The sequence below is a fragment of the Pseudoalteromonas sp. SiA1 genome (assembly GCF_018732205.1).
Classification (GTDB): domain Bacteria; phylum Pseudomonadota; class Gammaproteobacteria; order Enterobacterales; family Alteromonadaceae; genus Pseudoalteromonas; species Pseudoalteromonas tetraodonis.
In genome coordinates this window covers 377,628-396,526 of record NZ_CP076084.1, presented here as the reverse complement: position 1 = coordinate 396,526, position 18,899 = coordinate 377,628, and the positions used below count along the sequence as shown (strand labels likewise).

Here is an 18,899-nt window from a genome sequence, read left to right as displayed (position 1 = left end):
CTTAATCTTTCTACTGCGGTGTTATTAAAATTGCACAAAATGTAATCAAAAGTACAGCTTGCGATGTTACGATTGCAAAACAAACAAAATAATACATGTAAAAGCTCAGTATTTATGGTGAAATTAACTTAATTAAACAGAGGTTTCCAAGGAGCATTCATGGCAATTTTAGTAACCGGTGGCGCAGGCTATATTGGCTCACACACCGTTTTAGAACTTTTACAGCAAGGCAGCGACGTTATCGTGATTGATAACTTAAGTAACTCCTCTGAAGAGTCACTTGAAAGAGTGAAAAAAATAACTGACAAAGCAATTACTTTTTATCAAGGTGATATTTTAGATAAACCCTTTTTAGACTCGGTATTTGCCAAGCATACCATTGAAAGTGTGATTCATTTTGCTGGCCTAAAAGCCGTGGGAGAATCGGTCGTAAAACCCATTGAGTATTATCAAAATAATGTACAAGGTACACTAACACTGGTTGATGCTATGCGTGATGCAGGTGTATTCAAACTGGTATTTAGCTCATCCGCCACTGTATACGGCGACCCAGCAAGCTTACCAATACGCGAAGACTTCCCCGTTGGCGGTACAACCAATCCATATGGTACGTCTAAACTAATGGTTGAAATGATGTTGCAAGATATCGCTAAATCAGATGAGCGCTTCGCGTTTGCTATTTTGCGCTACTTTAATCCTGTCGGTGCACATGAGTCAGGCTTGATTGGTGAAGACCCTAATGGTATTCCTAATAATTTATTGCCTTTCATTTCACAAGTTGCGGTTGGCAAATTAAAGCAACTTGCTGTATTTGGCGACGATTATGATACGGTTGATGGTACTGGCGTTCGTGATTACATTCACGTTGTAGATTTAGCCCTAGGGCATTTAAAAGCACTTGATAAAATAGCCGCAGAAACCGGTGCGCTTGTTTATAACCTTGGTACAGGTAACGGCTATTCAGTATTACAAATGGTCAATGCGTTTATTAAGGCTAGCGACCAAGCAATCCCTTATGCGGTGTCACCTCGTCGCCCAGGTGATATTGCAGCCTGTTATGCTGCGCCAGAAAAAGCCCTTAGTGAACTAGGTTGGCAAGCTGAGCGTGGTATTGATGTCATGATGCAAGATACTTGGCGCTGGCAATCAAATAATCCAAATGGATATAAGTCATAAAGGCTTCTTTAAGTTATCAGCTTAAAATTAAAACACCGCATTTAAATTAAATGCGGTGTTTTAATGTTGTACTTACCAATTTTGCATTTCTACAATCCGTGACTGGGTTCGCGCATATTCAAAACTTAACTTTTTACCTTGGTATAACTCGTTTATGTCGGCCTGGGCATTAATTACCAGTAATTTGTGGCAATCGTAAAACTCATCGACTAAGGCAATAAAACGCCGTGCTTCATCATCAAGAGTATGCTCATCCAATTGCTGCTTTTCTCGCTGATAGCTATCTTCTATACCATGCACAATAACCTTACCGGTTGCCTCTTTTCCCATTATTGGCACATTCGCGATATATACTACCGAAAACTGTTCTGCTAAAAACATATAGTCATTGGCGCTGCGAGGACCTGAGCACAATGCCATAAAATCAATCAGTAAAGCATCGTCAGTTTTTAATAAATAGGAGAGTGCTCGGCCATGCACAGTCATTGTATTATCACGCGTTGCTTGAGGGTATGCGGATAAAAACCCAGCCTCAAATTCCGCGTGGGGCAAGTTAATAAAATAATGACGACTGCTTCTAACGTACCTGAAGCGGTGGTCTTCCTCCCCCGCTACGTTAATTACATGACAATGCGCATTTATTAAATCGATAGTTGGTAAAAATCGCGCGCGTTGCAAACCGTTGTAATAAAGTTGCTCGGGTTTTGCGTTAGAGGTTGCGACTAGTACCACGCCTTGTTCAAACAAAGCGTTAAATAACCGAGCCATGATCATGGCATCACCAATATCACTAACAAAAAACTCATCAAAGCACAGTACCTTTATCTCTTTGGCCCACTGTTTAGCTATTATTTGTAGCGGATTTTTATCCCCTTGTAACTTGGCCAATTGAGCATGAATTTTTTCAATAAAGTGATGAAAATGCAGGCGCTGCTTTTTCTCTGTGGGTAAGTTTTTATAAAATAAATCCATCAGCATAGATTTACCCCGACCAACAGGACCGTATAAATATACCCCTTTGATTAACCGTGCTTTTTGCCACCAGCTTGTTGGCTGATTTAATTGCTCACTCAAAGACTGTAACGCACTCACGGCTTGGTGCTGCGCCGCATCAAAAACAAGCTCTCCTAATGAAACTTTGCGGTGGTACAGGCTTAAAATTTCTGTGCTGGGCTCTGTCATGGCATTTCACTATCCGCTATACTCGCGGCCATTGTAGCCGACTAAAAATGTGAACAACATGAAATTTCCTTGCCGTTTAGATAAATTTATTAGCCATTTAGCAGAGTTACCACGCTCAAAAGCCCGTGCGGCAATAAAAAGCCAAGCGGCTAGCGTTAATGGCGAGGTGATCACGGCATTCGACTTTCAAGTTACTCTACAAGATGACGTGCTGTTTTATGACGAGCCATTAGTTTTTTTAGGTAAACGCTACTTTATGCTCAATAAGCCGGTAGGTTATGTATGCGCTAATTCGGATGAGTTACACAAAACCGTATTTGATTTGCTTGATGAGCCAAATTTGAGCGATTTCCATGTTGCTGGGCGTTTAGACATAGACACGACAGGCCTAGTGCTTATTACTAACGATGGCGAGTGGTCACATAAAATTACCTCGCCGAAAAAGAATAAATTTAAAACCTATTTGGTTGAAACCCAAGAGCCGATTACCGATGATGCACTGCAGCAATTACGCGACGGTGTACAGCTTCACAATGAAAAAGATTTAACTCGCCCTGCTATTGCTGAGCGCTTGGGGAATTATGGTTTACGCTTGTCTATTTCTGAGGGTAAGTATCACCAAGTAAAACGTATGCTAGCAGCGGTAGATAACAAAGTAGTTGAATTACATCGTGAACAAATTGCGGGTATAAAGTTAGGTGAAGATCTGGCTGCAGGTGAATACCGCCCACTAACCGCCGCAGAGATAAAACTGTAAGGCTGTTTAGGTATTAGGAAAACAGCTTCAAACTGACCGCAGCCCTTTCTGAAACCTGACGCCTAAAACCTGCTCTTATGATTTAATCTGCACTAAATCAAAGTCTGTCATCCCGGGTACAATGGCTTGTAGGCGAGACTCTGTAATATCTAGAGAATTTAAGCATTCACAGTATTCAGAGGCTTTAAGTTCTAATTGGTGGGCTTTTTTCTGCAACGACTTATCGATTTCTTTGGTGATGATATCCATGCGTTGCCCCATGTCGTTCATGCGGTCTTCTATATTGCCTTCTCGAGATTTAAACGCATCCCCGAGCGACATTAAAATAGCACCCAAAGAGCCATGTACTGCAGAGTGTATTTTTTGGCTAATTTCTTTAGTAAAAAAATCATCAATTTGGGAAAGCGATTGAGGGGCTATAAAAAAGAAGTCGTCGCCACGCTTAAACTTATCCATAAGTGCACGCTCTACATATTGTAATTGCGTTTTTAGCACTTCGGGTTCTTTATCTGACATGCCCTCAACAACATGCTCAATAGCACTGAGTCCCAGGTTTACACCATCAGTCGCTAAATCGACTAGCTCAGGAACCGTTTGACGAATACCATTGCTAAATTGTTCTAGCACTTTACTTTCGTCGGTACTTAAATCGACCCAGTAGCCTCGAATAAACAGTTGATTATTATTGTTAATTTGCACCCTAGTTTGGCCTTTATCAACAATACGGATCACATCATCGGTAATAATTAAACCATGACGAAGTTCAACATCACATTGCTTTTGTGCGATTGCATTGCAGCTTAAAAGTGCCATTGATAACGCCAATATCGAACGAGATAAAAACGCCATAAACACCTCAAAAAGACTAAAATAGGGGGTGGCTAGATTAACAAAAAACCAACTTTATGCAAGCAAAAGTAACACCCTAAAAACAAGGCACCATGAAACGTAACGTTTATACAGCGCCTTTATCCTCTGGCTTGTACTATTAAATAGGTGAGCCTGGTGGTATGGGTAACGCTTTAAAGTTATCAGGCCACTGGCCTGTTGTTAAAAACTGATTAATTTGCGCCGCTAAATAGTCTTTAAATGCGCTGTCACCTACTTCAGGATGGCTCAGTAAAGAGTGTTGATTAAACTCATCCGCTAGTTTATTTAGGTAAAAATGCAGTTGCGCTTGCACCTCTGGACTTAGTGTTTGGCTAGCGACAAGATCAGCCATAGTTTTTGCCGTTAAGTACTGTACTCGTTGCGTTACTTTTCCTGTCATAGTGGCAGGCGCTGATACATTAAACACCTGCTTATATAATTGTTTAAGCAGCTCATCTAAGCCATAAAAGCGGTTATCTCGCACTTGCTGCTGCGCTAGACGATTTAATCGTTGAGCATTAAGTAATAGCGATAAGCTATGCTGCGCGGCGACTTCAGGTAATGCAAGTGCATCCATGGTTAAGCCGGTACGCCCCACTATACTTTCTCGTGATTTAGACTCGCCATACGCTTTAGGCACGATTAAGGAAAGTATCGACTCTGGAAGCGTTAAGTTGCTTGCTTTTAGGGTCGCTAAAATGGCATTAACCGCTTGTTGTTGAGCCTCTTTAGTTACAACTTGGGCGCCTTTAACGGGTGCATCACTGCGTATCTCATAGTCATAATCAACGCCCGCGATAAGCTTAGCAACCGCTTCAACTTGATAACGGTGGAACAAATAAAGCGGTACTAGCTTTTCTTCCAATTGCGATAGCGCAACCCCAGTTTTTATATTATTAATACCAAACTGCCCAAGCGCCTGCTTTCGCACATCAAGCACTCTAAGTAATTCTTCACTTGGATTACTGCCGTTATCCCAAAGGTGCGCTGTAGGGTGCGCCCCACCTTTGGCACGGGCATCACTGTCAGAAATAAACGCCAAACCTTGCGCTTTATTTTGCTGTAAAATAGCAGCGAGTGCTGCGCTTTCATCTTGTCCGGTAAAGTCGCTGTAGCCATATTTGATCACTTGGGTATCCCATGCCCCCATGCCTTTAGCATAACCATCAGATACATCTAACTGACCATTATCAGCAAAACTTAACAACGGATGCGGATAGTCCATCACCGAAGCACGATTATTTACTGACGCAGCAAAGTTGTGCGCAATACCCAGTGTATGACCAATTTCGTGAGCACTGAGTTGACGAATACGATCAAGTGCCATTGCATGTAAGGTACTTGCTACTTCATTGCCTTTTAAATAAGGCGCTGCCAGTGATTCAGCAATTAAAATATCTTGGCGTACTCGTAGCGATCCTAGTGTGACATGGCCTTTAATAATTTCGCCTGTACGTGGGTCTATAATTGAACTGCCATAAGACCAACCACGAGTTGCGCGATGCACCCATTGAATAACGTTGTAGCGCACATCCATAGGATCAGCATTATCTGGTAGCACTTTAACTTCAAATGCATTTTTATATCCTGCTGCATTAAAGGCGTTATTCCACCATTGCCCGCCTTCTAATAAAGCCGTTTTTACTGGTTCAGGTACGCCAGGGTCTAAGTAATACACAATGGGTTCGACCGGTTCACTTACAGCCAGACTCGGATCTTTTTTTATTAACCGATGGCGTGGAATGTAACGCACATACATAGACTCATCGAGCCCTGCTGCATAATTTTTATGCTCCACACTCCAATAACCCGATTGCGGGCTGAATTTACGTGGCGTGTAATTGTCATCAGGCAATTTGATTAATGAATGGTGCATATGCACGGTTAGCGCGTATGGATCAGCACTCACTTGGCGCACATATTCACCTGGTTTAGACCCTTTAAAGGTGAGAATGGCTTCAAGTTCAGTATTTTTCAAAAATGCTTTTGAGCGATTTATAAATACCGCACTGCGTGACTCATCAAGGCTAAACTGCCCTTGCTTGCGCGCAGCTAAAGTACGGCTTACGCCATGTACATCGCTTAGTAAATAGGGGGTGTAATCAATTAATGCAGCATTGTCATCTTGCGCGACAACTTTAAAACCCGCCAAAATACTGGATGCAAACGCTTCTTTAACGCTTTGCTGCTCTGCTAGATTACTTGTGTTTGCACGGTAGTAAGTATTTACAGCGCGCAACATAACCTTATTGCCAAAGCGCTCAAACTGTACCAAATAAGTACCGCCTAATTGGCCTCTATCTAAACCAATATCGTTAGACCCTACTCCATAAGGTAAGCTGTGTTGTAATAAAAATTGTTGTTCAAGTTTATCAACCTTTAAATACACATTGCCGTTTTGCGTATCGTAAAAGAAAGAAAAATAACCCGGGAAATGGTTCATTTTTTCAGTAAATTCGTCAATAGACTTAATTGCTGCGTGCGCTTGAGTTATCATACAGAGCAACACAGTAAAGAGTATGTAACTTAATCGTGATATTTTTTGCATAATCTTATCTTTGTTATTAGCGTTTTAAATGCGATGTAGGTATCCCATTATAGGGGGTTATTTATACAATACAGTTATTTAAGACGAATTTCAGCGCTCTAAACTAATCTCTCTCACATTATGATTAGTTTTAACACGTTATCAGGAAAAAAGAATGCGTAGACTCCCACCAGTATTACTAGAAGATGGCTGTTCAAGAGAACTTTTGTCGTTAATTCGTACTATTTTAGCGGCATGTAAAGAAATTTCATTTCGCGTCGGTCAAGGTGAATTATCGGGCGTATTAGGCTCAACCCTCGATGAAAACATTCAAGGCGAAACACAAAAGAAACTCGATGTACTGTCTAATCAGTTATTAAAAGATATATTGCTGGAGTCAGGCACAGTTAAAGCGATCGCCTCTGAAGAAGAAGATTATACTGTTGCCGGTAACCCAGATGCCGAGTACATTGTTGCATTTGATCCACTTGATGGCTCGTCAAACACCGATATTAACTCGCTAGTAGGCACTATATTTTCTATTATGAAAGCGCCGGTGGGCTCTGATGCTGCTGATGAAAAGATTTTTATGCAACCTGGGCATCAACAAGTAGCTGCAGGTTACGTACTGTATGGGCCATCGACCATGCTTGCGCTAACAACGGGTAAAGGTACACGCATGTTTACCTTAGATAAAACCCAAGGTAGCTTTTTACTTACCCAAGATTTTGCCGCTATTCCTGCTAAAACCAATGAATTTGCAATTAATGCCTCAAACCAGCGCCACTGGGAACCGGCGATGCAAAACTACATTAATGATTTACTTGCGGGAGATACAGGCCCTCGTGCTCAAAACTTCAATATGCGTTGGATTGCTGCAATGGTTGGCGATGTACACCGTGTACTTAGCCGTGGTGGCTTATTTACTTACCCAACTGATACTAAAGATCCTAATAAGCCTAATAAACTGCGTTTACTTTATGAAGCAAACCCAATGGCAATGCTAGTAGAGCAAGCAGGTGGTATTGCTTCAACAGGCACTGAGCGTATTATGGATATTCAGCCTGATGCCATCCATCAGCGTGTTGCGGTTATTTTAGGCTCTAAAGACGAAGTAGAAACTTGCTTGAGCTATCATAAGTAAACAAGTTGTCAGTTGTCAGTTGTCAGAAAATACTAAGCCGGATTTAACTTAAATGCGGCTTAGTATTATTTATCCGTTACATAAAACCGCAGTAAGCTCGCATCTAAAAGAGTTGAGTTAGCCTAAATCTAGTCCTTTAATAATGCTAATAATTGTTCAAGCTTTGTATGGCTAAACTCGCCCATTTGTTCGCTATTGCTCAGCGCATAAATAACCCCTTCATGCTCAGCGCTATCTATATCTGCTCTTGATTCAATGACGTTGGCCCAAAGCGCGAGATCATCGAGATCTATTTCATTACTTACACAGCGCTTAAGCACATCAATCAATACGGGTGTCGTTAACTTATAAAGTGGCTTAGCATTGTGCGCAGAGCTTGACACTATTACTGAGATTGCTTCGTCTCTTTGCTCCCCAAATGTAATAAATTCAGCCAATGCTTTTTGTATATTCATAATGTTTGTTATTCTTGCTGCTCTACTGTTAATAAGACCTAAAATGACCCAGATAAACTGCAGCCAATGTAATACAACGCTTAACTGTAATGTTAATGATATAACCGCATGTTGGTGTTATCAGTTACCCGCTATTTTACCACTCGATGATACAGCAACCAGCTGCTTATGCCGATCATGTTCTCTTGCTAAAATAAATAGCTATTTAGAGACTATATACACCCAACCAATAAAAGCTCAAATCGCTTTTGCTAAACAATTTAGAAGCCATGATAATTTAATTGAAGGGTTAGATTACACCATGCAAAATAGTTACATGGTGTTTAGTAAGTGGTATTTTTTAAAGCGTGGTACTTGCTGCAAAAATGGTTGTAAAAATTGCCCTTATAGCTAAATTAGCCACACACAGCAATAGGCAGTGAGTTATCAGCGCCCCATTCACTCCACGAGCCATCGTACACACTTAAATTACTATAGCCGCATTCATCGGCAAACAGCGCAAGCGCACAGGCAGTAACACCAGAGCCACAGCTAAATTGTAAGTGGGTTGCATTACCGACTAATTCACTAAACTTTGCCTGTATAAAGTCGAGTGATTTTGCTTCACCATTTTCTAATAGACTAGTTAAAGGTAGCGAATAGCTATTAATAATATGGCCGCTGCGCATTCCGGCTCTTGGCTCACTACTTTTGCCGGTAAAGCGCTCATAAGCGCGTGCATCTAAAATAACTGTATTGGCATCCTCAGTAGCACTTAGCACCTGTTTTTTATTAATAAAGTAATCAGGCCGGTATTGAGCAATAAAATCGCCTTTTAATGATGCTTGTGTATAGTTTGATTCAACCGGAAGCCCGAGTTCAAGCCACTTGGCTAAACCGCCACTGAGGACTTTTACGTTATCAAACCCCATGGCTTTAAACATCCACCAAGCTCTAGCTGCACTGAATAACCCTGCATCTTCATAAATCACCACAAGTGAATCGTGATTCACTCCCGCTTTTTGCATCACTTGAGTAAATTGTTCTGCACTACACAAGGTATTAGGCAATGGGTTTGAGGTATCTGCGAGTTCTTTTTTGATATCAAACCGTTGTGCTTTAGGAAGCATGGCAACGGGTGAGTACTCCCCCGCAGCTGAGGGACGTAACATACCCGCATCAAAAATAACCAGGTTAGCTTGCTCTAAGCGAGCATGTAACCATTGTGCACTGACCATGTTTTTCATCGTCTTTCCAAATTTGAGGAAATGAAATAGCTATATATTATTACAGCCTGTTTATAAACAGAATTTAGACTGGTTACAAATTATAATAATGCTAAAATAGCTGCTTTGAGGTTTCTAAGTAAAATAAAATTATGCCAATCCCTTTTTACATTATCAATATGCAAGGCTGCGAAGACCGTTGGGAAACAACCCTAAAGCGACTTACCAGTCTACACTTAAATGCTGAACGTTTTGAAGCGACCATTGGCAAAAACCTTAGTGAAGAAGAAACCCTCAAGTGGTATTGCCCGAAAAAAAATAAAAAACGTTACAATCGCAATCTATCTGCAGGTGAAATTGGTTGCTATGTAAGTCATATGCGCCTTTGGCAAAAAATGGTTAATGAAAACATGCCTTTTTGTGTTGTATTAGAGGATGACCTTTTCATTGAAGCTTCACTTAAAGATGTTGTTGATGCGGCGCTTAAATTGAAAAACTGGGATTTAATAAAATTATCTGACAACAGAAATTTTCCATTTATTGACAGTGCCCCATTAGAAAATAATCTAACAGTCGGTAATTATAAAAAAGCACCAAATGGCACTCAAGGCTACATCATTTCATTAAGTGGGGCTAAAAAACTACTGCAAAGAAAACCATTTTTTAGACCCGTAGATGTCGATATGCAATTTCACACAGAAGTAGGGCTAAGTATGATTGGCATAAAACCCTACCCGGTTGCCGAAGATCGAAGCTTTATTAGTGAAATAACAAGCGCTAATGCAGGTTCGCACTCAAACCGCAGTACATTTATCAGAAATTTAATTCATAGATCGAGTATTCATATGCAAAGACGATATAAAACTGCGGATCTTGCCAAAATTACAAGTGAGTAATACCAAGCATATTTTTAAATGTATGCATTTGATTATAAAATTAAATCTTAATAATTTCGCCACGCAATGGCGCCATTTTAGCTAAAATTTTATTTTGCACTGTATGTGGGATATTTTGCTCGTTCATTGCATTTATTAATAAATCGACAACGTGATTGAAGTCTTTTTCGTTTATATTCATGCCAGTATGAATAGCAACCATAGAGTCACCTTTATATTCACAAGGGCCCTCCACCAGCGAACATAAATGGCTAATAAACCCTTGTCGAAAATGACTGATATTACTGTGCTCAAAGTAATGAAACACTTGTTGGTCATTACCTATTTGTGTAATAAAACTATCAGTTAGCCTCTCAAGCCCAGCTTGTTCGCCAAGCTGGTGATACAAAGAGGTGTTGGGTTGGGTTGTACACCCTGCAAGTAAGTTTAAACAACAAAAAATAAATACACTCAGTTTCATTACCAATACCCCGTAACCGATAAATACCAGCCAGTTTGATTATCAACACCAGCAATCCGCCCTAAATCTAAATAGGCCGCAGTCACACTCATATGCTTATTTGGTATCCACGCTATAAATAAATCACGCCAATCTTGTTCGCCTAACCCCAAGTTGTTGGCTTTTTGTCGATATTCAACACCAATGGCAAGTTCACGACTTACAAAAACTGCACTACTTGCTTCTAGCAAAATATGGCTGCCCTCATTAGCCCCGCCATACCCTAACAGTCCTAGCTGATTGGCTTTACTGTAGCGGGTGGTCACATTCCAAAACCAGTTGTACCCAGCAAGTGCGCCCAAATGTAATTTACTGGCGGCTAGGTACACATCTGTACCACTGGTATTTTTTGCGCCAACTAACTTTGCTACTGTGCCATCCTCTAGTGATTTATGCTGTACGCCCACACTTAGCTGTGGCCACTGACTATAAACAATATCACCGTATAAACGTACTTTTGCTCCAGTAATTGACTGCTCTATTTCGGTATTGAGCGCAGGCACATCAAACTGCTGCGCCGCATAACTGAGCTCAACTCGATTGAATAGGTTTAGCTGCATGCCGCAGACATCAAGACGGTAGTCAGTAACATCAGCACGACTACAAAAACCATTAACAGCCCATTCGTCTTCACTGGCATACCCTGCTAATTGTGCCCAAGGAACTAATCCGCCCCCTGCACTACCTTCAATTTGAGACACCCCAGGTGTTGCTAATAATTTCCCCGTAGCAGCCATACTTAACGCACTACAAAATGAGAGTGCCAAGGCGAATAATAACTTAATGTACACGCTGATATTCCTCTAACCATTGTTCTAATTGCTGCGCTTTTAAAGGGCGACTTAAATAATAACCTTGCGCATGATCGCATTGCATTTCGTGAAGCATTGATAAAGACTCAGCGGTTTCCACACCCTCAGCCACAACAGAAAACCCCAATTGGTGACCCAATGTGATTGAAGAGCGCACTATGTATTGATCTTTTTGTGATTCGTGCAGAGTTAAAATAAAGCATTTATCTAACTTAAGCTCATCAATAGGTAACATCTTTAAGCGCCCCAATGATGTTTGTCCGACACCGTAATCGTCTAATGAGATTTTAACGCCAATAGTTTTTAAATCTTCTAACGCTTTAATACCTTGGGCTTCATTTTCAATCATATCGCGCTCCGTCAACTCAATAGTGACAGAGCTTGGGTTTACTTGGTATTTATTTAAGGTGGCTACCAACGAAGCGTGAAAACCTGAATGAGCAATATCTTGGGCAGAAACATTTATAGCGGCTTGTAAATGAATATCCTTTTTTGACCAATCGGCTATTTGTGCAATCACAGTCTCGACAACCCAAGCGGTCAGCTCTACTATTAACCCTGACTGCTCGGCTAAATCAATAAAGACCTCAGGCGAGACCCAGCCACCATCTTTTCGTTGCCAACGAATAAGAGACTCTACCTTATCAATTTTCTGACTTTTAATATTCAATTTAGGCTGATAGGTCATAAATAATTGTCCATTATCATCATCAATTGCTTGTTTGAGTTCATCAAGCATAATTAAACGGTCTAAATGCGCCTCATCTTCACCGTCTTGATAATAATGTAAGCTTTGCTGACTCGTTGTAGCTGCATCAACAGCAATGAGTACACGTCGCATTAAATCGTCTGCTTTAGTCCCTTGCTCTGGGTATTGCACAATACCAGCATTAAAACGTAAGCTTATTTTTAAATTTTTAACCTTGTAAGCTAGCTGTAATTGCTTGAGTAAATCAGCCACTGCACATTTTACCTGCTCAACCTCTGCACAAGGGTAAACCGTTAAAAATTCATCGCCACCAATACGGGCATGGAAACCACCTAGCTCATCAGAAAATTGACGAATACGGTTTGCCACTGCAATTAAACATCCATCCCCTACTTGTGGACCAAGCTTATCGTTTATATGCCTTAAGCCTTTTATATCAATAGCAACAAGCGTGTACCGCGCATCATTAGTGAGCCGCTTAGCTAATAAATCTAACATAGCAGAACGGTTATAAAACCCTGTTAAAGTATCGTGATGTGCTTGAAAACTTATTTGCTGCTCACGCTTATTAATATCATTACCCATGTTATTAAAAGCATTCACGAGCGTTTCTATTTCACTGCTTTGCTTTTTACCTTCAAATTTAAAGCGGTAGTCGCCTTTTGCAAACTGTCTGGCAATAACCGCTAACTGTGAAAGTCCTGTCGTTAAATTATTTGCTAACAAACTACTGGTGATCACACCAAATAACATAGTTAAAACAGCGAGTGTGATCAGCGTTAATAATAATTGCTCAATATCGCGATAACTCGAGCTTAAATCTGCGCTAAGCAGTAAGGTTATCGGATGCGATTGTAAAGAGGGTAAAGCTATTTGTTCGTTTTCATAGGCCAAATATTCGGCAAAAAAACGAGCCGTAGTTTTTTTGGTAAAGTACGCTATTGGTTGAAAGTTATCTGGTTGGGATACTAGCGAGCTTGTTGCAAAATCATCTAATTGCGCAACAAAACTAACCTCCATTCCGGTTAAGCTTTTTAGCTCAGTAGCCACTGCAGATGTTATTTTAAATCCGACCAAACTGTAAGCGATAGTCCTGGGAGTTTTAACTGGCAATAAAATCACTTGGTACAGCTGGTTATTTAACACCACAAAGCTCGATTGCTCAGAATTATTTAATAACTCATCCATTAAGGGCTGTAGGTTATCGGCAAAATTTTGTGCATTAACATTAGCTGATACTAACCGCCCTGATAAATCGAGCAACAGCATAAGATCCGCATTGATCCGTTGACTGTGGTTGTATAACACACTGCTAATAGTGGCGGCATCACGAGTTGCAACCGCTTGCTTAAAACCAAAATCAGCGGTTAACACCTTTGCGGCTGTTAATAATAAGCTCTCTTTTGATTTTAAATATTGTTTATAAACGCTTTGCGCAACCGTTATATTTTGTTGCACTTTTTCTGCCTGAAATTTACTGGTAGACCACCAAAAGCTCAGTAAACTAACCAAGGTAGTGAGTAATACCAAGCCAACGCAAAGCGTTGTAATACGACTGCGTAAATTATTGGCCATTGCCTTCCCTAAATTGACTGCCAAAGGTATTACGTGGTGCAGGGGTAGATGTATTTATAGTTATTGATAACGGGCTGGTTGATTCTATATTAAACAGTTTTTTATTATCCAAGGGAGCTGTTTGCAGTGAATGCCAAACACTGGCTTGCACAGGAAAAGTGTCTACTTGCAGCTTTATCTGGCCTTGCTCGTTACTGGTATACACATGACTACTGTTAGCGACATATATATAGCCCACCATGGAGTCATGAATATTGCAGCCTAGAACAACAACACCTTGATTATCAAACTTAATAGGTTCTTCTGGCTGGCCAGAATAGAGCTTTAATTGAAAAGGTTTAGCTTTTGAAAAAGAATAAACATGGTGGCGAATATTATCGCTATTTGGAAAGTCGACGTACTGACCTTGGTGCACAATAAGCAACTCTGGAGAAAACTGTTTATCAACTTGATCCATTACCGCCGTGGGTAAATTGCCCGTAGTTTTTGAAGAAGGTAAATGATTTATTTCTACGACAGCATTAGGCAATACTTGGTCATGCTGATCTTTAATAACCAAATTAATAGTATTGCCAAAGGCCGACACACTAAACAATGCACCCAGTACTAATAAATAACGACGTTTTGCAATAACTTGCATTGCCCGCTCTAACATAATCACACCTAAATATTCACTATAGGTTAAGTTAATTAGAGACGAGCACTAATTGCAAGAATTATAGCTCAGTTAGTTAAAATAAATACTTTTTTACTAGTAAAAATGAGCATTGCTATGCCTGTCTACTTACTTCGCTAATTAACGATTAACCCGTAGTCAGTATCTAAAATTGCAATCACTTCTTGGCGCGGATCATTGGGTATAACGATCTCTTTACCGATAATTTTGCTAGCGATACCCACATAAGTGTCAGACACTTCAAGCATTACTGACTCAGATAAAATATAATCTTTTGCTAGCTGCTCACGCTCAGCCATACGGTCTTTATTTAATAACACATCACTCTCTGGTACGTTATTAATTAACAGCTGACGGAAGCCTTCCTTTGAGTTTTCAACAATTTTGCCATTCTTATAAGATACTTCATCCCAAATACGCGATGAATCTGGTGTCCCTACTTCATCAATATAAATAAGTTGCTGCGCACCATTTAAATCTTCTACGTAACCAAATTCAAATTTAGTATCGACGAAAATTTGCCCGAGCTTAGCTAACTCATTACTAATTAGCTCGAACCCTTCAACCAATAATTTTTCGTATTTGGTGACATCGTCAGCCGATTTAAAATTGAAAACATCTAAGTTGTTTGTAATATTTTCACGAGTGATGTTTACATCATCAACGGCAGGAATATCAGCAACCCCTTCTATAATACCCTTAGTAGAGGGAGTTATAAGTACTTGCTCAAGCTTTTGATTCGCTTTTAAGCCTTCGGGAAGCTGCAAACCACAAAAGTGTCTTTCGCCTTTGGCGTAGTCGCGCCACATACTGCCGGTAATATATTGACGAGCAATCGCTTCAACTTTAACTGTACTGGCTTTACGAACAATCCATACGTAGGGATGAGGAATATCAACAATATGATTACCCGCCAAACCGGCTTCATTAAACATGTTAAACCAATGAGCAGCCACTGAGTTTAATGCAATCCCTTTACCAGGAACGCCATTTAGGCCATTTTCACCTTGCCATATGCAATCAAAAGCAGAAATTCTGTCTGAAATAACCATAATGGCTAATTCAGTATCGGCAGGAACGTTATAGCCTTTTTCATTTATTAAGCGTTTGCTATCTGCATCGGTTAACCAATAAACTGAACGCACTTTACCACTGTGTACTTTACCTTTGGTACGAATGGGTAAGTCATCGTTTACGTCTAAAACTTTATAGCTAGTCATGCTATCTCCGGGGTTTGGCATGCTCAAAGAGCAAAGTATGGAATTGGGGTTAGGCGCTCTATAATAATCTAGCCAACCACAAAGCTCAATCTTAGGCTAAAAACAAATCACCTCAGTATATTTATCTAGCTGGCGCATTGGGGTAAACTTGCATGATTACTTGCCCTAAGGAGCTAGCTTGAACTATTTAACTGCCACTAAGAATAAGAAATATTTAATGTATATTTCTCAAAATTATTCCTACGCTATTTTAAGACCTTTGCAAGCAGAAATATTAGCTCAAGGAGGGGAAGTTAAATGGTTTTTAGAAGGCGATAATGTTAATCCTGACTTTCTAAAAAGTGATGAAAAAACGCTAAGCTCCATCCACGAAATAAATCAATGGGCGCCTGACGCAACCTTTGCACCAGCGAACTCTATCCCTACATTTTTTCCCGGAAAGAAAGTGGCTGTTTTTCACGGCTTTGATGCTGGAAAGCTAAATAAAAAAGGCCAAAACGATCACTTTAAAGTGCGGGGCTGCTTTGATTTATATTGTACACAAGGCCCAAATACAACGGCTCCATTTACGGCGTTACAAAAAAAATTGGGTTATTTTAAGGTAGTAGAAACAGGTTGGCCTCCCCTAGATCAATTTTTTAACGGTAACTCAAAGCCTAGCCACATTGATGAAACAGACTCTCGCCCAACAGTATTGATCTGCTCTACATTCTCAAAACGCTTATCTCTTGCACCTAAACTTTATGAACAAATAAAACACTTTAGTGAAAGCGGTAAATGGCGACTCTTAGTTCAGTTTCATCCTAAAATGGCACAAGAGTGGGTTGATAAATACAAAGCGTTGAGTAATGACAATCTAACCTTTGTTGAAACAGACAATGTTATTCCTTTATTACAATCTGCTGATGTAATGCTGTGCGACACTTCATCCATATTACTGATGTTTTTGGTACAACGAAAACCGGTTGTAACGTTTTGCAATAAAGCACCTGAAAAACACTTACTTGATATTACGGATAAAAATAACGTTGAAGCCGCAATAGACTACGCACTAACTTACCCAAAAGAACTTGTAGATAATATTGAAGCTTTTTGCCAAGAGTTACACCCATACACAGATGGTAAGTCAAGCCAACGAGTACTTTGCGCAACCAATGAACTATTGCATAGTGATGAAAAGCTCAAAGCTAAACCGCTTAATTTTATTAGACAATTTAAAATGCGCAAAAGACTTAACTATTGGAGTTGGTAAGCCGTTATGATCAACCTTGAGAATGTCTCTTTCAAATGGCAAAAAAGCGCAGTCCCCCCGACTCTCGCTATTAAGCAGCTTACGATTAATGCCGGGGAACATGTTTTTTTACATGGTCCAAGCGGCAGTGGTAAATCTACCTTACTGGCGTTACTGGCAGGCATTAATGTTACCACTAGCGGCCAACTTTGTGTTTTAAACCAAAACCTCAGTGCGCTCACCAACGCACAGCGCGATGCATTTAGAGCTGATCATGTTGGCTATATTTTCCAAAACTTTAATTTACTACCTTATTTAACCCCATTAGAAAACGTGTGTTTAGGGTGCCAATTTTCAAAAAAACGTCAGCAACACGTGCTCAGCCAAGCCGATAATTTAGAGAGTGAAGCAGCCAGATTACTCAATGCACTGGGGTTAGAGGCGCACTTTCATAATCAAAATGTTGCCACTTTGAGTATTGGGCAACAACAGCGAGTTGCTGCAGCGCGGGCATTTATAGGCAGCCCTGAACTTATCATTGCCGATGAGCCCACTTCGGCGCTTGATACACAAAATCGTGAAAGCTTTATCAAGCTGCTATTTGAACAAGCAAAAAAAAGTAACAGCACCCTTGTTTTTGTCAGCCACGATGAAACACTAAAGCCACTCTTCAGCCGCACAATCGACTTAGTAAATTTACAAGGTGATGTATGATTTTATTTAAACTCGCCTATAAAAGTTTGCTCAATAGACGTGCCAGCGTATTACTGACATTGCTCACTATTGCGATTAGCGTCATGTTATTACTCAGTATTGAGCGCGTTCGCGTGGATGCCAAAAGTAGTTTTAGTAATACCATTTCGGGTACCGATTTAATTGTTGGCGCACGTACTGGCGATATTCAATTACTACTCTCCTCGGTGTTTAGGATTGGCCATACCAACAATGGGGTGAGTTGGCAAAGCTATCAATACATAACAAAACAGCGCGGGGTTAAGTGGAGCATTCCTATCAGCCTTGGAGATAGCCACAAAGGCCAAGCAGTCTTAGGCACCACACTCGATTATTTTAAGCACTACCGATTTGCCAAAAAACAGCCCTTAGTATTTGAACAAGGACAGGCTTTTTCTAGCATCAATGAAGTTGTTATAGGTAGTGAGGTTGCAAAAAAATTAGCTTATCAAATTGGCGATGAAATCGTTATTTCTCATGGTATGGGCAATACTAGCTTTCATCATCATGATGATAACCCTTTTAAAGTGGTCGGTATCTTAAAGCCTACCGGTACCCCAGTGGATAAAACCTTGCATGTGCCACTGGCGGCAATTGAGCTGATCCATGGTGGCGGCCATCATGATCATGACGATCATCATGATCACTCGAGCCATGCATTAATTGGGCACCCAAAACAAATTACCGCCTTTTTAATGGGCTTCGACTCACCGCTTTATACGCTACAAATTAGGCGCAACATTAACCAATATAAACAAGAGCCTCTATTAGCGATTATGCCCACAGTCACTTTAAAAGAGCTTTGGGAAATGCTGGCAATAATAGAAAAAATACTGCTGTTATTTTCATTTGTGGTGGTCATTATTAGCTTGCTCGGTATGTTAACCACACTACTTGCTAACCTTAATCAACGCCGCAGAGAATTGGCAATATTACGCTCTGTGGGTGCTCGCCCTTGGCAGTTATTTTCGCTGATCAGTATGGAATCACTGCTCACCACCTTTTTAGGCTGTTTGATAGGGTGTATTTTATTTTATGCACTTATGGGCACTACGGCGGGTTACTTGCAAAGCCAAGCAGGGGTTAGCATTAATATCAGTATGCTCTCTGACTATGAACTCACTTTGATTGGCGTTATTATGGCTGCGGGATTCATTATTGGTTTGATCCCCGCAACACGCGCTTACTTTTATTCTCTCAGTGATGGTATGAGTATAAAAATATAAACTTTAG

At 40.4% G+C, this 18,899-nt stretch carries 18 protein-coding genes; 8 read left to right on the top strand and 10 right to left on the bottom strand.

Annotated features, from left to right (window positions below; genetic code table 11):
* The first annotated feature begins 159 nt into the window (after positions 1 to 159).
* A complete protein-coding gene (galE, locus tag KK487_RS01785) occupies positions 160 to 1,176 on the top strand; it encodes a UDP-glucose 4-epimerase GalE (RefSeq protein WP_013463948.1) in 1,017 nt (338 codons plus the stop codon).
* Positions 1,177 to 1,248: 72 nt separating this feature from the next.
* Here galE and zapE read toward each other — a convergent pair whose 3' ends face one another.
* The gene (gene zapE / locus KK487_RS01780; RefSeq protein ID WP_024601673.1) at positions 1,249 to 2,358 is read right to left on the bottom strand and encodes a cell division protein ZapE; all 1,110 of its coding nucleotides are present in this window, start codon (positions 2,356 to 2,358) and stop codon (positions 1,249 to 1,251) included.
* A 58-nt stretch (positions 2,359 to 2,416) separates the two neighbouring features.
* On the opposite strand from zapE, the gene rsuA reads away from it, so the two are divergent.
* Positions 2,417 to 3,115, top strand: coding sequence for a 16S rRNA pseudouridine(516) synthase RsuA (gene rsuA / locus KK487_RS01775; protein WP_024601674.1), 699 nt, complete (start codon positions 2,417 to 2,419; stop codon positions 3,113 to 3,115).
* A gap of 75 nt (positions 3,116 to 3,190) precedes the next feature.
* Here the strand turns inward: rsuA and KK487_RS01770 are convergent, their stop codons facing one another.
* Positions 3,191 to 3,964, bottom strand: a complete 774-nt coding sequence (locus KK487_RS01770; protein ID WP_008115461.1) for a YggN family protein — start codon at positions 3,962 to 3,964, stop codon at positions 3,191 to 3,193.
* A gap of 139 nt (positions 3,965 to 4,103) precedes the next feature.
* Positions 4,104 to 6,533, bottom strand: a complete 2,430-nt coding sequence (locus tag KK487_RS01765; protein ID WP_024601675.1) for a zinc-dependent metalloprotease — start codon at positions 6,531 to 6,533, stop codon at positions 4,104 to 4,106.
* 154 nt (positions 6,534 to 6,687) lie between these two features.
* On the opposite strand from KK487_RS01765, the gene KK487_RS01760 reads away from it, so the two are divergent.
* The gene (locus KK487_RS01760) at positions 6,688 to 7,656 is read left to right on the top strand and encodes a class 1 fructose-bisphosphatase (RefSeq protein ID WP_008115459.1); all 969 of its coding nucleotides are present in this window, start codon (positions 6,688 to 6,690) and stop codon (positions 7,654 to 7,656) included.
* A gap of 128 nt (positions 7,657 to 7,784) precedes the next feature.
* Here the strand turns inward: KK487_RS01760 and KK487_RS01755 are convergent, their stop codons facing one another.
* Positions 7,785 to 8,111, bottom strand: coding sequence for a hypothetical protein (locus KK487_RS01755; protein WP_036955823.1), 327 nt, complete (start codon positions 8,109 to 8,111; stop codon positions 7,785 to 7,787).
* 43 nt (positions 8,112 to 8,154) lie between these two features.
* On the opposite strand from KK487_RS01755, the gene KK487_RS01750 reads away from it, so the two are divergent.
* Positions 8,155 to 8,505 carry a DUF5522 domain-containing protein gene (locus tag KK487_RS01750; RefSeq protein ID WP_036955954.1) on the top strand — a complete coding sequence of 117 codons (351 nt, stop codon included), beginning with the start codon at positions 8,155 to 8,157 and terminating at the stop codon, positions 8,503 to 8,505.
* Position 8,506: 1 nt separating this feature from the next.
* Here KK487_RS01750 and KK487_RS01745 read toward each other — a convergent pair whose 3' ends face one another.
* Positions 8,507 to 9,337, bottom strand: coding sequence for a sulfurtransferase (locus KK487_RS01745; protein WP_036955815.1), 831 nt, complete (start codon positions 9,335 to 9,337; stop codon positions 8,507 to 8,509).
* Positions 9,338 to 9,468: 131 nt separating this feature from the next.
* Here KK487_RS01745 and KK487_RS01740 point away from each other — a divergent pair, with 131 nt between their 5' ends.
* The gene (locus tag KK487_RS01740; RefSeq protein ID WP_036955812.1) at positions 9,469 to 10,212 is read left to right on the top strand and encodes a glycosyltransferase family 25 protein; all 744 of its coding nucleotides are present in this window, start codon (positions 9,469 to 9,471) and stop codon (positions 10,210 to 10,212) included.
* 40 nt (positions 10,213 to 10,252) lie between these two features.
* On the opposite strand, the gene KK487_RS01735 is transcribed toward KK487_RS01740, so the two are convergent.
* From KK487_RS01735 to KK487_RS01715, 5 genes are all read right to left on the bottom strand, one after another.
* The gene (locus tag KK487_RS01735) at positions 10,253 to 10,672 is read right to left on the bottom strand and encodes a group I truncated hemoglobin (protein WP_036955810.1); all 420 of its coding nucleotides are present in this window, start codon (positions 10,670 to 10,672) and stop codon (positions 10,253 to 10,255) included.
* Positions 10,672 to 11,502, bottom strand: coding sequence for a DUF3034 family protein (locus KK487_RS01730; protein ID WP_036955801.1), 831 nt, complete (start codon positions 11,500 to 11,502; stop codon positions 10,672 to 10,674). Before KK487_RS01730 ends, KK487_RS01735 begins: the two co-directional genes overlap by 1 nt.
* Positions 11,492 to 13,807: a bifunctional diguanylate cyclase/phosphodiesterase gene (locus tag KK487_RS01725; RefSeq protein ID WP_036955798.1), complete on the bottom strand. Its 2,316-nt coding sequence runs from the start codon at positions 13,805 to 13,807 to the stop codon at positions 11,492 to 11,494. The genes KK487_RS01730 and KK487_RS01725 overlap by 11 nt, the downstream gene beginning before the upstream one ends.
* A complete protein-coding gene (locus KK487_RS01720) occupies positions 13,797 to 14,462 on the bottom strand; it encodes a methylamine utilization protein (protein ID WP_033104284.1) in 666 nt (221 codons plus the stop codon). The genes KK487_RS01725 and KK487_RS01720 overlap by 11 nt, the downstream gene beginning before the upstream one ends.
* Before the next feature lie 137 nt (positions 14,463 to 14,599).
* Positions 14,600 to 15,703, bottom strand: a complete 1,104-nt coding sequence (locus KK487_RS01715) for a phosphoribosylaminoimidazolesuccinocarboxamide synthase (protein ID WP_138764594.1) — start codon at positions 15,701 to 15,703, stop codon at positions 14,600 to 14,602.
* A 217-nt stretch (positions 15,704 to 15,920) separates the two neighbouring features.
* On the opposite strand from KK487_RS01715, the gene KK487_RS01710 reads away from it, so the two are divergent.
* From KK487_RS01710 to KK487_RS01700, 3 genes are read left to right on the top strand one after another with little or no spacing between them, the layout of a single operon-like run.
* Positions 15,921 to 16,955, top strand: a complete 1,035-nt coding sequence (locus tag KK487_RS01710; RefSeq protein WP_036949900.1) for a CDP-glycerol--glycerophosphate glycerophosphotransferase — start codon at positions 15,921 to 15,923, stop codon at positions 16,953 to 16,955.
* A 6-nt stretch (positions 16,956 to 16,961) separates the two neighbouring features.
* Entirely contained in the window at positions 16,962 to 17,648 is a 687-nt protein-coding gene (locus tag KK487_RS01705) for an ABC transporter ATP-binding protein (RefSeq protein ID WP_138764593.1), read from the top strand.
* Entirely contained in the window at positions 17,645 to 18,892 is a 1,248-nt protein-coding gene (locus tag KK487_RS01700; RefSeq protein ID WP_036955792.1) for an ABC transporter permease, read from the top strand. The genes KK487_RS01705 and KK487_RS01700 overlap by 4 nt, the downstream gene beginning before the upstream one ends.
* Positions 18,893 to 18,899 lie beyond the last annotated feature (7 nt).